At 45.9% G+C, this 13,199-nt stretch carries 16 protein-coding genes; 11 read left to right on the top strand and 5 right to left on the bottom strand.

The genetic code is table 11. The features are described 5' to 3' along the window. Positions 1-68: 68 nt before the first annotated feature. Positions 69-2,303, top strand: coding sequence for an NADP-dependent isocitrate dehydrogenase (locus ICN12_RS09075; protein ID WP_216272183.1), 2,235 nt, complete (start codon positions 69-71; stop codon positions 2,301-2,303). Positions 2,304-2,387: 84 nt separating this feature from the next. Here the strand turns inward: ICN12_RS09075 and ICN12_RS09080 are convergent, their stop codons facing one another. After that, on the bottom strand, positions 2,388-3,035 hold the full coding sequence (locus tag ICN12_RS09080; protein WP_216272184.1) for an energy-coupling factor ABC transporter permease: 648 nt from the start codon (positions 3,033-3,035) through the stop codon (positions 2,388-2,390). A gap of 165 nt (positions 3,036-3,200) precedes the next feature. On the opposite strand from ICN12_RS09080, the gene msrP reads away from it, so the two are divergent. Genes msrP through ICN12_RS09100 form a run of 4 tightly spaced genes read left to right on the top strand, consistent with a single transcriptional unit; the run spans position 3,201 to position 6,315 of the window. Further along, on the top strand, positions 3,201-4,163 hold the full coding sequence (msrP, locus tag ICN12_RS09085; protein ID WP_216272185.1) for a protein-methionine-sulfoxide reductase catalytic subunit MsrP: 963 nt from the start codon (positions 3,201-3,203) through the stop codon (positions 4,161-4,163). Between the two features lie 21 nt (positions 4,164-4,184). Continuing rightward, positions 4,185-4,772: a protein-methionine-sulfoxide reductase heme-binding subunit MsrQ gene (gene msrQ / locus ICN12_RS09090; RefSeq protein ID WP_216272186.1), complete on the top strand. Its 588-nt coding sequence runs from the start codon at positions 4,185-4,187 to the stop codon at positions 4,770-4,772. Between the two features lie 27 nt (positions 4,773-4,799). Further along, positions 4,800-5,375, top strand: coding sequence for a lipocalin family protein (locus ICN12_RS09095; RefSeq protein WP_216272187.1), 576 nt, complete (start codon positions 4,800-4,802; stop codon positions 5,373-5,375). 1 nt (position 5,376) lies between these two features. After that, positions 5,377-6,315: an MBL fold metallo-hydrolase gene (locus ICN12_RS09100; protein ID WP_216272188.1), complete on the top strand. Its 939-nt coding sequence runs from the start codon at positions 5,377-5,379 to the stop codon at positions 6,313-6,315. Between the two features lie 9 nt (positions 6,316-6,324). Here the strand turns inward: ICN12_RS09100 and ICN12_RS09105 are convergent, their stop codons facing one another. After that, a complete protein-coding gene (locus ICN12_RS09105; protein WP_255537777.1) occupies positions 6,325-7,101 on the bottom strand; it encodes a hypothetical protein in 777 nt (258 codons plus the stop codon). Between the two features lie 110 nt (positions 7,102-7,211). Here ICN12_RS09105 and ICN12_RS09110 point away from each other — a divergent pair, with 110 nt between their 5' ends. Then, the gene (locus ICN12_RS09110) at positions 7,212-7,982 is read left to right on the top strand and encodes an SDR family oxidoreductase (RefSeq protein WP_216272189.1); all 771 of its coding nucleotides are present in this window, start codon (positions 7,212-7,214) and stop codon (positions 7,980-7,982) included. Positions 7,983-7,988: 6 nt separating this feature from the next. Here ICN12_RS09110 and ICN12_RS09115 read toward each other — a convergent pair whose 3' ends face one another. Further along, positions 7,989-8,582: a DUF2889 domain-containing protein gene (locus tag ICN12_RS09115; RefSeq protein ID WP_255537779.1), complete on the bottom strand. Its 594-nt coding sequence runs from the start codon at positions 8,580-8,582 to the stop codon at positions 7,989-7,991. Positions 8,583-8,630: 48 nt separating this feature from the next. Here ICN12_RS09115 and ICN12_RS09120 point away from each other — a divergent pair, with 48 nt between their 5' ends. Continuing rightward, entirely contained in the window at positions 8,631-9,365 is a 735-nt protein-coding gene (locus ICN12_RS09120) for a pseudouridine synthase (protein ID WP_216272190.1), read from the top strand. Then, positions 9,349-9,663, top strand: coding sequence for a 4a-hydroxytetrahydrobiopterin dehydratase (locus tag ICN12_RS09125; protein ID WP_216272191.1), 315 nt, complete (start codon positions 9,349-9,351; stop codon positions 9,661-9,663). Before ICN12_RS09120 ends, ICN12_RS09125 begins: the two co-directional genes overlap by 17 nt. 7 nt (positions 9,664-9,670) lie before the next feature. On the opposite strand, the gene ICN12_RS09130 is transcribed toward ICN12_RS09125, so the two are convergent. Continuing rightward, positions 9,671-9,889 (bottom strand): hypothetical protein, encoded by a 219-nt coding sequence (locus ICN12_RS09130; RefSeq protein ID WP_216272192.1) that lies wholly within the window; start codon positions 9,887-9,889, stop codon positions 9,671-9,673. Positions 9,890-9,947: 58 nt separating this feature from the next. Next, positions 9,948-10,496, bottom strand: coding sequence for an isochorismatase family protein (locus ICN12_RS09135; protein WP_216272193.1), 549 nt, complete (start codon positions 10,494-10,496; stop codon positions 9,948-9,950). A gap of 100 nt (positions 10,497-10,596) precedes the next feature. On the opposite strand from ICN12_RS09135, the gene ICN12_RS09140 reads away from it, so the two are divergent. The 3 genes from ICN12_RS09140 (at position 10,597) to ICN12_RS09150 (ending at position 13,167) form a co-directional block, all read left to right on the top strand. Beyond that, positions 10,597-11,955: an APC family permease gene (locus tag ICN12_RS09140; protein WP_216272194.1), complete on the top strand. Its 1,359-nt coding sequence runs from the start codon at positions 10,597-10,599 to the stop codon at positions 11,953-11,955. An 83-nt stretch (positions 11,956-12,038) separates the two neighbouring features. Next, on the top strand, positions 12,039-12,812 hold the full coding sequence (locus ICN12_RS09145; protein WP_255537782.1) for a sulfite exporter TauE/SafE family protein: 774 nt from the start codon (positions 12,039-12,041) through the stop codon (positions 12,810-12,812). A 19-nt stretch (positions 12,813-12,831) separates the two neighbouring features. Continuing rightward, positions 12,832-13,167 (top strand): hypothetical protein, encoded by a 336-nt coding sequence (locus ICN12_RS09150; protein WP_216272196.1) that lies wholly within the window; start codon positions 12,832-12,834, stop codon positions 13,165-13,167. Positions 13,168-13,199: the final 32 nt, after the last annotated feature.

Raw genomic sequence — 13,199 nt, forward strand, 5'->3', positions numbered from 1 at the left:
CGAGCGGAATGCAAGAGCGTTTCGGTATTAGCCGGAACCTAAAATTTATCAATATTGAGGAAACATTAATGGCTTCAGAGAAATCAAAGATCATTTACACGCTCACAGATGAAGCGCCTTTATTGGCCACCTGTGCATTTTTGCCAATTATCCGTACTTTTACAGCACCAGCTGGAGTACAGGTTGTAGAGAGCGACATTTCTGTTGCGGCACGTATCTTGTCAGAGTTCTCCGATTGTCTGACTGCAGAGCAGAAAGTTCCCGATAATTTAGCTGAGCTTGGTCGTATGACTTTGTTGCCAGACACCAACATCATTAAATTACCAAACATCAGCGCTTCAGTACCTCAGTTACTTGCTGCAATTAAAGAATTGCAAGCCAAGGGTTACCAGATTCCGGATTTTCCAGATGATCCGAAAAATGATGCTGAAAAAGCAATTCGTACGCGTTACTCCAAATGCTTGGGTAGTGCAGTAAACCCGGTTTTGCGCGAAGGTAACTCTGATCGCCGCGCGCCAAACGCAGTGAAGCGTTACGCCCGCAAAAACCCACACTCGATGGGTGAGTGGAGCCAGGCTTCCCGCACACACGTATCCCATATGCATGGTGGCGACTTCTATGCAGGTGAGAAGTCAATGACTTTGACCAAAGCATGTGATGTCAAGATGGACCTAGTGACTAAGAGTGGCAAGACCATTGTGTTGAAGCCAAAAGTCTCTTTACTTGCCGGTGAAATTATCGACAGCATGTACATGAGCAAAAAAGCGCTCTGCGAATTTTACGAAAAAGAAATCGAAGATGCTTACAAGTCTGGAATGATGTTGTCCTTGCATGTGAAGGCTACCATGATGAAGGTCTCACACCCAATCGTGTTTGGCCATGCTGTGAAGATTTTCTACAAAGACGCATTTGAAAAGCATGCCAAGTTGTTTGAAGAGTTGGGCGTAAATGCCAACAACGGTATGAGCAGCTTGTACGACAAGATCAAAACTTTGCCAGAGTCTAAGCGCGAAGAAATCATTCAAGACTTACACGCTTGCCATGAGCATCGCCCAGCATTGGCGATGGTTGACTCTGCTAAAGGTATTACCAATCTTCACTCACCAAGCGATGTGATTGTGGATGCATCTATGCCAGCGATGATTCGTGTAGGCGGCAAGATGTGGGGTGCTGATGGCCGCTTGCATGACACTAAGGCAGTAATTCCAGAAAGTACGTTTGCTCGTATTTACCAAGAGATGATTAACTTTTGCAAGACTCACGGTAACTTTGATCCAACCACGATGGGCACTGTGCCAAACGTGGGCTTGATGGCTCAGCAGGCTGAAGAGTATGGTTCACATGACAAGACTTTTGAGATTCCAGAAGCTGGTGTAGCCCGCATTGTTGCGGATGATGGCACAGTCTTGCTTGAGCAAAATGTTGAAGAGGGTGATATCTGGCGTATGTGTCAGGTTAAAGATGCGCCGATTCGTGACTGGGTCAAATTGGCAGTAAATCGTGCCCGTTTATCTGGCACCCCAGCAGTGTTCTGGTTAGATGAGTACCGTCCACATGAAGCTGAGTTGATCAAGAAGGTTCAAACCTATTTGAAAGATTACGACTTAACGGGTGTAGATATTCAAATCATGTCTCAGACTCGTGCAATGCGCTTTACATTAGAGCGCATCATCCGCGGCAAAGACACGATCTCTGTGACAGGTAATATTTTGCGTGACTACCTCACGGACTTGTTCCCAATTATGGAACTCGGTACCAGCGCAAAGATGTTGTCTATCGTGCCTTTGATGGCAGGCGGCGGCCTCTTTGAAACTGGTGCAGGCGGCTCTGCTCCTAAGCACGTTCAGCAATTGGTCGAAGAGAATCATTTGCGTTGGGATTCCTTGGGTGAGTTCTTGGCCTTGGCCGTTTCCTTGGAGGACATCGGTGATAAAACCAATAATCCAAAAGTAAAAATATTGGCTCGCACTTTGGATGAAGCTACTGGTACATTATTGGATAACAATAAGTCACCTTCACCACGTACTGGCGAGTTAGATAACCGCGGAAGCCAGTTCTACTTGGCGATGTATTGGGCTCAAGCTTTGGCTGCGCAAACCGAAGATAAGGAATTGCAGGCTCACTTTGCTCCGATTGCAAAAGCCTTGACTGATAACGAGCAAAAGATTGTTGCTGAGTTCAAAGCAGTACAAGGTAAGCCGGCTGATATCGGCGGCTACTTTATGCCTGATCAAGCAAAGTTCAAGGCAGTGATGTGTCCAAGTACTACGCTCAATGACATCTTGAAAACAGCGGTAGCTTAAATCAGCAATAGCTTAAGTTGAGTTAGATTCACAAAAAAGGCAAACCAAACGGTTTGCCTTTTTTCTTATACATAACTGAAATGCTTAAGCATTCATATAACGCTCTTCCTGATAAGTGCTGACCCATTGCGGTCTGTACACCAAAAGAATCGCTAGCAACATGCCTGAGAGTGAGCCCTCCATAAAGGAGAGGACGATCAAGCCCAAAAACCAGCCCAAAGGATCGCTGGTTCCGAATGAGTTAATTTGAAAAATTTGCTGTAATCCATAAATCAGTATGCCGGTTGCGAATGTGCTGATAAATCCTGCAAGGTAGCCGTTACCTAAAATAAGAACGAATAAATGCCTTGGTAAAAATCGATTTACCGCTCGAATGACTAGATAGGCAAAGATTGCTGGAATCACACTTACCATGATGTAGTGACTAGTGGCCTCTACCAAATCTCCGCTGAAAGTAAAAATACCCGCTAAAGCAACGATAAAGAGCAGGGTGATGGCACTCCAGAATCCAAAAAGAGCCACTAGAAGAGAGGCGCCAAAAAAGTGGAACGATAAATCAATAAAGTTCTGGAGATTGCTATTGGGCATGTGGGCACGAATATTCCAAGCAATGGCCAATAGGAGGATGCAGGAAATAAAAAGATTCCGCAGTCGGGGTTGTAAAAGGACGCCGTCCCGACTTTTAAAGATGCCTAGTAAGAAAATGGCGCATGCCAAGAAAATCCAAGCCATATTCATCTCTCAAGGGGCTAAAAGCAATATTTAACTGCGTAATGTAGCCTTTGGGTATCGGATTTAACCCTATTGCCCGGAGCGTAGTTCAGCAATAAATCCTGAGGCGTAGGAGAATGACTCATATCCATTATGTAGTTTGACGTCCATCAAAGAGATATTGAAATGTTTACAAGTGACCCAAAGCGACTTTCTCAAGAAATCACCCCTAAAATCGTTTTTGAGAATCGCCGTGAATTAATTAAGTCTGCAGCAGCGGGGGCATTTGGGTGTGCTTTAGCCCCTTGGTTTGCTCGTGAAGCTATGGCAGCAAATCCGCAGAAGTTGCCCGCCACTCCAAACCCTGCTTTTATGACAAAAGATGAGCTCACTAGCTATAAGTACGTGACTACCTATAACAACTTCTATGAATTTGGAACCGATAAATCTGATCCAGCTGCTTATGCCCATACTCTCCAAACGCGGCCTTGGATGGTGAGCATTGAAGGCTTGGTAAAAAAGCCGGTCACCCTGGATATCGACGCATTATTAAAGTTAGCCCCGATGGAAGAGCGCATCTACCGCATGCGTTGTGTTGAGGGTTGGTCGATGGTGATTCCTTGGGATGGCTACTCTTTATCAAAGCTCTTAAATTATGTTCAGCCACTCGGTTCAGCAAAGTATGTGGAATTTATTTCCTTGGCAGATAAAAAACAGATGCCGGGACTTGGGGATAATATTATTGACTGGCCTTACCGTGAAGGTCTGCGTTTAGATGAGGCAATGAACCCACTGACGCTGCTGACCTTTGGTCTGTATGGCGAAATGTTGCCAAAGCAAAATGGCGCCCCAGTACGCATTGTGGTTCCCTGGAAGTATGGTTTTAAGAGCGCTAAGTCGATTATCAAAATTCGTTTGACAGAAGAGATGCCTAAAACCAGTTGGGGGAGGATTGCTCCTCGTGAATACGGTTTTTATTCCAACGTAAATCCTTTGGTAGATCATCCGCGTTGGAGTCAGGCTAGCGAGCGCCGAATTGGTGACTCTAAAGGGGTTTTCGCTCCTAAGATCAAAACAGAAATGTTTAATGGCTATGGCGATCAAGTAGCGAGTATGTATGCGGGAATGGATCTCAAGAAGCTCTATTGAGGGCGATGAAATAAAGCGTTCATGAAAATAATTATTTTTTCTCTAGCGCTCTTACCGCTGGATCGATTAATTTGGCTTGGTCTGACGGATGATTTAAGTGCTAATCCGATTGAGTTCATTACACGATCAACAGGAACATGGGCGCTGGTCTTTTTGTGCTTAACGCTGGCAATGACCCCATTACGTTTGCTGACAAATTCAACATCATGGATTCGGTATCGCAGAATGTTGGGCTTATTCAGTTTTTTCTATGCCTGCATTCATTTTGGAATATGGCTTTGGCTAGATCAAGATTTTGATCTGATGGAAATGATCAAAGATGTCGTGAAGCGGCCATTTATTACTATGGGCTTTATTAGTTTTGTATTGCTGATTCCACTGGCCCTTACCTCTACCCATTGGGCACAAAGAAAGCTGGGTCGACGTTGGGCTTTATTGCATCGACTTATTTACCTCATCGCCTGTACTGTGATCCTGCACTATTGGTGGCACAAGGCAGGCAAGAATGATCTTGATACTGTGACAATCTATGCAGTCGTTTTGCTGTTATTGTTATCTTGTAGGATTCCCTATATTCGCAAGCTTTTGAGCAAGCGATCTACTATGTAATGTCACTACTCTAATGTCACCATTCCTATGACTCTGCTTTTATATCCTCGCACTTTATTCATTTCCATATTGGGCTTGCTGCTGATTTGTCTTGGGTCTTCCCAAGCCATTGCGCAGCAAGGCGATCAGGCTGTGAAGACCATTGCCACTTTAGATGTTTCTCGTTATCTAGGCACTTGGTATGAGATTGCTAAGTTTCCAAACTGGTTTCAGAAAAAATGTGTTGGCAATACCAAAGCGGTTTATACCGCCAAAGCTGATGGTAATCTGCGAGTGCTCAATAGTTGCAAAACTTCTAGTGGAGAGATTTCTGAGGCAGAGGGTTTGGCCCGCCAGATTGGGGGTAAAGATTCGCCCAAACTGGAAGTCCGCTTTGCACCGGAGTGGCTTTCATTCCTACCTTTGGTCTGGGGTGACTATTGGGTGATTGATTTAGATCCGCAGTACCAGGTGGCAGCGGTGAGTGATCCTAAAAGAGAATATCTCTGGGTCTTATCAAGAACCCCACAGTTAGACCCCAAAGCCTATGAAGACCTCTTACAGCGCCTAAAGCAGCAGCAATTCGATATTCAAAAACTTGAGCTGACTGCTCAAAAGAATTAGGATGACGGTTAAACAGATTGGCAGCTATTTGCTGCCTCCCGGAATTGACATTTTCGAACGTGGTTGGTTATCGGCGAATAATATTTTTCTCTATGGTGATGCAGATGTCTCGCTCGTAGATTCTGGTTATTGCTCGCATCAAGAGCTTACCGTTGACTTGGTGTCAAATGCGCTCAAGCAGAACGGCTTAAAAAGCCTTAGCAAAGTAGTGAATACCCATTTGCATTCAGATCATTGTGGTGGCAACGCGGCCTTATCAAAGAAATTGGATTGTGAGATCTGGATACCCGAAGCTGAGGCAATTGCGGTGCAGGGTTGGGATAACAATTTACTCAGCTTTGAGCAATTGGGGCAAGACTGCCCACGCTTTAGTCATCAAGGCCTACTTGTACCTGGTGAAGAAATTCTGTTGGGCCGCTATCGCTGGCAAATTCTTTCAGGACCTGGCCACGATAACCATTCAATCATGCTGTACCAAGAGCAACATCAAATCCTGATCTCGGCTGATGCGCTATGGGAAGAGGGTTTTGGTGTGATCTTCCCCGAGCTCTGGGGTGAGGGAGGGTTCGAGGAGGTGGCGCAGACATTGGAACTCATTGAAGGACTTCCAGTTGCCTTAGTCATTCCGGGGCATGGAAAGCCTTTTACGGATGTAAAAAAGTCGATTGAGATTGCAAAATCGCGCCTCGATTACCTCTCAAGCGATGCTGATCGCAATGCGCGTCATGGTGCTAAAGTGCTTCTCAAGTACAAGCTATTGGAATGGCGAAGTCAGGACTTGAACGCTGTGCAGGAATGGATTACGAGAACTCCGGTACTGGAAAATATTCGCAAGCAACTCAATATGACTATTGAGGAATTGCAGGAGTGGTTACCACAAGCATTGGTGAAGTCGAGGGCTGCGACTCTTGAACGAGGGCGACTCATCAATCTTAATTAAAGTGTTCAATTAGAAATTGAACGATAGCTTGCCGTAAAAAGACCAGTCGTAAACGGGGTAGCTTTGTACCACTTGCTTGCTAGCACCTACCGCAAATAAGAAATGCTTATTGAGGCGATGGGTCACCATGGCATCAAGGGGAACAAACCAGCCTCCACCACCGCCTGTATTCCAGACGATACCGTTTTCATCCCAAAATCGAATTTGCGTATCTGGCAGGATATTCAATCCCAGTGTTGGGAAAATATTGAGATTGCGTACTAAGGGTGGTTGACTTGGGTTATTGGCAAACGAGTTTCCCTTGGTATCAAATCCATACATGTATCGCAAGAGCGGTGAAAAGTCGGAGAGCCGTGAGTCACTTCCTTTATTGGGCACATACACGGTACCTATCTGAGGCCCGGCTGCCCATTGCCCGTAATTGCCAAATGGAAAGACTATTCGACCTCCCAATGTACCTTCCCAATTTTTGAGAATGCTAGGGTGGTTTCCCCAGACGGTGAGCATGGTGTTGCCGGCGTTATATGTGCCGGACGATTGTTCTGGGAGGGCGGGCCCATAAGTTGATACATAGGAGGTGTCCAACCTCATAGTGCCGCGCCATTGATCGAACTGCAGGGGTTGGTAGTAGCGTAATTTCAGAGTATCGCTTTGGGTTTGTTCTCCAAAGGTATTGTGATAGCCCCAAAATTCCAGAACCCGTTGACTCGAATACTGATCAGCTGCTTTCTCGAGGTTTAAAAATCCCCCCGAGAATTTGCTTTCATCGGCCATGGTCTTTCCCATGAACCCCAGGAGGGCCAGTGGAATCAGGAGGTGAGGAATAATCCGCAGCAATGTCATATAGGCATTAATATAAATGACTGAGTCAATTAGAAAAAATAAGCAGAGAGAATATGGAACATACCGTTTTAGTAACCGGCGCAACCGCTGGGTTTGGTGAGGCTACTGCCCGTCGTTTTCTGGCGCATGGCCACAAGGTAATTGCCCTTGGAAGAAGGGTGGAGCGCCTAGAAGCTTTGAAAGCATCTCTTCCCGCAGAGCAGCAGAAAAAATTACTGACTCTGGCTGTTGATGTATGTGATAGCGCGAAGGTAGATGGTCTTGCCGCCACTCTTCCTGTGGAATTTTCTAGCGTGACTGTGCTTGTGAATAACGCGGGTTTAGCTTTGGGTCTTGAGCCGGCATATCAAGCATATCTCACGGACTGGGATCGCATGATTGATACCAATATCAAAGGCCTAGTGCATATGACGCGGGCTTTCTTGCCGGGAATGGTTGAGCGTAAGTGTGGTCACGTGATTAATCTGGGTTCTGTAGCAGCAAACTACCCTTATCCAGGCGGTAACGTCTACGGCGGAACTAAGGCATTCGTGCAGCAATTTAGCTTGAACCTCAGGGCAGATTTAATTGGCACGCCCGTGCGTGTCACTTGCGTTGAGCCAGGGATGTGCTCGGGTACAGAGTTTTCAAATGTGCGCTTTAAGGGTGATGACGATAAGGCCGGCAAAGTCTACAGCGGTGTTAAGGCCTTGAGTGCAGATGATGTGGCGGAGGCCATTTACTGGTCCGCCAATTTACCGAGTCATATGAATATCAATGTAGTAGAGCTCATGCCTGTGCAACAGGCCTTTAATGGTTTTAATGTTCACCGTGGTGAGTTTTAAAGAGGCCTATATCGCCGGTTTCCATTTGTAAAACTTGGGATAGACGCGCAACACTACAGGCCCGTCAAAATCCCAAGATTTACAGGTTCCCAAGTAGAGTGGTGGTTTGTTGTCATCTGGATCGAAGAGCGCTCCAGGAATAGATTGAAAAGCCGCAGTAGCAATATTGCTGAGTAGTTCTCGCAGGTGCGTGCAGCCCTTAATACCTCCCAGGTGCTCATTGATCGTCTTGCGCCAACCTTTTCCTAGTCGTGCCCCAATGAGTGCATCCATCGGCGGTATCACTTGTGGGCATTCTGGGTGAGGGTGGCTATCCATTGCCACCTCGATCGCTTGAATGACTAATTCAGTATCGACGGTAATCCGAACCCACATATCGTGAAACGCTTCTCCCGGTTCCCAAGTTTTTTGACCGGTAGTAAAAGGCTGGAATTTGAAGTCTCGTAAATGGGCTTCAATATCCCATAAGCCATCCTCACGGGCATAACCTTGAAAAGTAATTTCACGCGTGTGTAGAGGGCTTCTGGATTCTGGGCTTGAAAGCATGATGGCGATAAATAAGTAGCTAATAGGTGTAAAGATGAATAATAACGGCTTCATTTCGGAGTCGCTCAGTATGGCGGCTTTGTAGTATTCTCGGCAGCATATATGGCCAAACCGATCTCACTCGAAAAAATATTATTTAGCCAAGGCTTTGGTACTAGGCGCTATTGCAGCGATTTGGTCTACGCTGAACTAGTCAAAGTCAATGGTGTTTTGGCGGTGGACCCAGAAGAGCGAATTGCTACTGAGGGTTTGATGCTCAATGTAGAAGGACAGGATTGGGAATTTCATGAAAAAGCCTATATCGCCTTCAACAAGCCACCAAACTATGAGTGCTCCCATAAGACCACCCATCATCCCAGTGTTTATAGTTTATTGCCCAAGCCTTTTGTAGAGCGGGGTCTGCAATGTGTGGGTCGTTTGGACTTTGATACGACCGGCTTAATTTTAATTTCTGATGATGGTCAATTTATCCATAAGATGACTACGCCAAAGAAAAATATTGGTAAGGTGTATGAGATCACGACACCGGAGCCAATCACTCAAAAGCAGATGGATCATTTACTCAAGGGTGTGGTGCTAGATGATGATCCAAAACCCTGTTTTGCAACAGCCTGCCAACAGCTTGGTGAGCATACTTTGGCAATGACGATTGTTGAGGGGCGCTACCATCAAGTAAAGCGGATGATGGCTGCTGTTGGGAATCATGTTGCCAAGCTACACCGAACCGATATTGGGCAATACGTGATGCCTACTGATTTGGCTGAGGGTGAGTGGCGCTGGCTTTATCCAGGGGATCTTAAGAAGTTATCTAAGAGTGTGGATGCACCCATTGTCTAAGCCAAATCTTCTGGCAAAGGATTTTGATTTTGCAAAAGCGCTACCTGATTGGCAAGTGAATTTGAGCAACCCAGAGTTGACGCGGGTATTTATATTTAAAGACTTTAAAAGCGCCTTTCAATTCATGACGCTTTGTGCAAACTATGCAGAAGAATTAGATCATCATCCTGATTGGTCAAACTCTTGGAATACGGTATCTGTTCGCTTGAGTACTCACTCAATGAAAGCCTTGACTGAGCTAGATATCACCATGGCATACGCCATGGATCAATTTGCGCTTCGGGTCTTGGGGCAGTAAATATACCTTACTGAATTTCCTCATCCTCTTCATCTTCAGAGGTAATGCTCATGAGGATGGTTGCTAAGAGACCATAAACAACTTCAGTGGCGATCATGCCGTCTTCATCAAGCTCATCAATCAGATCATTCAAGCAATCTTCTGTGGGCTCATTCAACAGCGTCATGGCACATTCGCACCCGTAGTCAAAATCTTCGTCGTTTTGGGTTTGAGTGTCGTTCGTCATATAAATCCTTTAAGTGATACTGCAGAATAGCAAATAATGTCTCGCAAGCACAGACCCATTACTTCACAAGGGCAAGAACTTCTTTAAAGACTGGATTTTTGGCGGTTTTTAGCCATTCAAAGGCAAGCATCTCACTGCTAATGAGTCGAGCCCCCGCACTCTGGAGTCGATCGAGTGCAATGTGTTTATCGAGTGCGTGGCGTGAGCCGACGCCATCAACCACCACAGAGACATCGTATCCCTCATCTATGAGCTTGAGCGCTGTTTGCATTAAGCAGACATGGGTCTCACACCCCATCAGAATGCATTGCTTGCGTTTTTGCGGTAGTGCCTCAATGAGGCCATCGGCGCAGGCATTGAAATGCTCTTTGCTAATCGTCTTACTGCAATAGGTCTTAATGGACTCCAGGTTGCTACCAAGGCTGCCAGGGCTTTGCTCGGTGCCAATGATGGGAATCTCTAGTAGGTGGGCGATTTTAGCGGTGCGGATGCAATGATTCAGCACTTCTTCACCGTGATCAATTGCGGGCATGAGGCGCCCTTGTAAATCAATCAAGATGAGGACTGAGGTTTGCGAAGCAATTTGGTTTGTTCTATCTGTAGTCATTTTTCTGGATGTGTCGCCGATGGATTCATGGGTACTCACTCAATATAGCCCGATGGTTTAGGATACCTTTATTACCTACTTGTATAAAGCCCGGCGTCCTATGTCTGAGAATCCTCAATTAGCAAAAAATACGCTCGGTGGATTTGAATCCTTTGTGATGGGTATTGCAGGCACTGCACCGGCCTTCAGTGTGGCGGTTACAACGGCAACCATCGTATCTTCAGTTGGCGTTTTATCGGTTGGTAGCGTACTGTACTGCGGCTTCATCATGTTTGGCATTACCTTGGCCTTTATTCACTTGAGCAAAATCACGCCAAATGCGGGAGCTGCCTATGCATGGGTGGGCCATGTGTTTGGCCCGATTTGGGGGTATTTCGCAGGATGGGGGCTTTTAATTGCCTCAATATTTTTTATGGTCTCCGCGACTATTCCGGCGGCTACCTCGACTCTGCTTTTGCTAGCGCCTTCTTATATAGATAGCACCGAAGCAGTTGCTGGGATTGCAGCGCTTTGGCTGACCCTAATTACAGCTGTTGTCACGCGTGGCATCAAGCATTCGAGTTACGTACAAATCACCTTTACTGTTTTTGAAACAGCCATTTTGCTTGCTCTCATCATTGGTGGGTTTATTCGCTACTGGGGTTCTCCAGCACACCCACCTTCGGTCATTTGGTTCTCGCCGTTCTCATTCTCGCCTCAGCTGTTTGCTACCGGAGCATTAACAGCCATTTTCTTTTTCTGGGGCTGGGATGTCACGATGAACTTAAGCGAAGAAAGTAAGTCCAGTGCGAAACGAATTTCTGGGGCCGCGAGTACAGGGGCATTTTGGTCGGTATTAAACATGATGTTATTTTTTACGATCATGATCGTTGTTATTTTGATTGTGCTGACTGATGCGGAAATTGCCAGTGCCGATACCAATGTCTTATTTGCTGTAGCTACTAAACTGTTTCCGGAGCCCTGGAACTATCTTGCAGTCTTTTGCACGATCTTAAGTACGGTAGGAACTATAGAGACACAGATTCTGCAATTTAGCCGCAGTCTTTTTTCAATGGCGCGCGATGGGATGCTACATTCTCGATATGCCAAGATACATCCGCAATGGCAAACTCCTTGGGCTGCAACAGTAGTGATTTGGGCTATGGGGATGTTGTTGCTCTTCACCTCTTCGTATATGCCTTCGGTGAAAGTGATTTTGTCGAGCTCTATTTTGGCGATCGGATTTCAGATTTGCTTCTATATGAGTCTTGCGGGGTTTGCTTGCGCTTGGCACTATCGTCACAAGTTGCGTACTGGATTAGGAAGCGCCTTGGGATGCGTGCTTTGGCCGCTGATGTCGGCGCTTTTCATGGTGTTTATTGCCCTCTACAGCATCCCCACTTTTGATTTACTGACCAATCTCCTGGGTTTGGGCGGTCTCTTGATTGGATTTATCCCGCTCATGTTGAATCGCAAGTGATGGGAGTGGTGATTGTGAGATGGGTAAGGGGCTTTGGTCCTAAAATATGAATCCCCATTCATTCTGTATTTAGCATGCCCTTCATGATTTCATTGGTTCAGGCATTTAACGACCACTCCACCACCTTCTTTGTGATGGCGGCTGTTAGCGTCTTGATTGTCGGCATTTCTAAAAGCGGCTTTGGTGCCGGTTTGGGGGTGCTATCCCTGCCGCTCATGGCAAGTCAGTCAAGCATTAATGAGGCCTTAGCCATCTTATTGCCACTTCTGATTGCGATTGACTTGGTTGGATTGAAGCGATTTCTTAGAAATGCCGACTGGAGAATACTCAAGCTGGTTTTGTTGCCTGCAGCATTCGGGATGCTTTTGGGCTATCTCTTCTTCTCTGTAATTACTCCAAAAATCCTATCCCTATCGATTGGCCTCTTTGCTTTGTTATTTTTAATTCAGAGTCTTGTGATGTCTCATCTGGATCTCAAGGATGCAAAACCATTCCCATGGCTTGGTAGATTAATGGGCTGTGTGTCTGGCTTCACTTCTTTTGTTGCGCATATAGGTGGCCCCCCAATTACGATCTATATGTTGAGAGAAAAAGTCTCTCCCATGGTGTACACCTCAACTTTAGGTATATTTTTTACCGTGATTAATTTTGGCAAGCTTGCTCCTTATGCGTACCTTGATCTACTGAACTTTAATCAACTAGCCACTTCAATACTTTTGCTGCCTTTGGTGCCAGTGGGTGTTTATCTCGGGTTCTATTTGGCTAAGAAGATTTCAGCAAAGTGGTACTACATCATTGTTCAATTCTTCTTATTGGTGGCGAGTATTAAATTAATTGCTGATGGCTTACTTGCCTAAGCCAAGTCTAGAAAGTGTGATGAGTACTCAAATGCAAATTCAAAATCAAACTAAACCTCGTGTGATTTCAGTGCTGTTAGTTACCTTGGGATTGGGATTTCCAATGCTCGTGGGTGGGCAAACATATTCGCCCTACACACCTGCCCAGATACAAGAGTTTAATCAGCAGCCGATTTCGCCGGCAGAGACCCCAATGGGCCCCGTTTACTTAAGCCCTGCGCCAGCTCAGCAACAGCCTAGGCCATCATTTGATTCTCGGTATATTAAGAATCCAGATGGGGAGGAGCAGGCTGAAGCCCAGGGTGCAGAGTCTGCTGCACCATTTGAGCCAATACCTGCCACCATTACTTTTTAAGCCGTAGTTTAAGGTCAACTGTTACTATTACT

Source organism: Polynucleobacter sp. AM-25C3 (genome assembly GCF_018882335.1).
GTDB lineage: Bacteria > Pseudomonadota > Gammaproteobacteria > Burkholderiales > Burkholderiaceae > Polynucleobacter.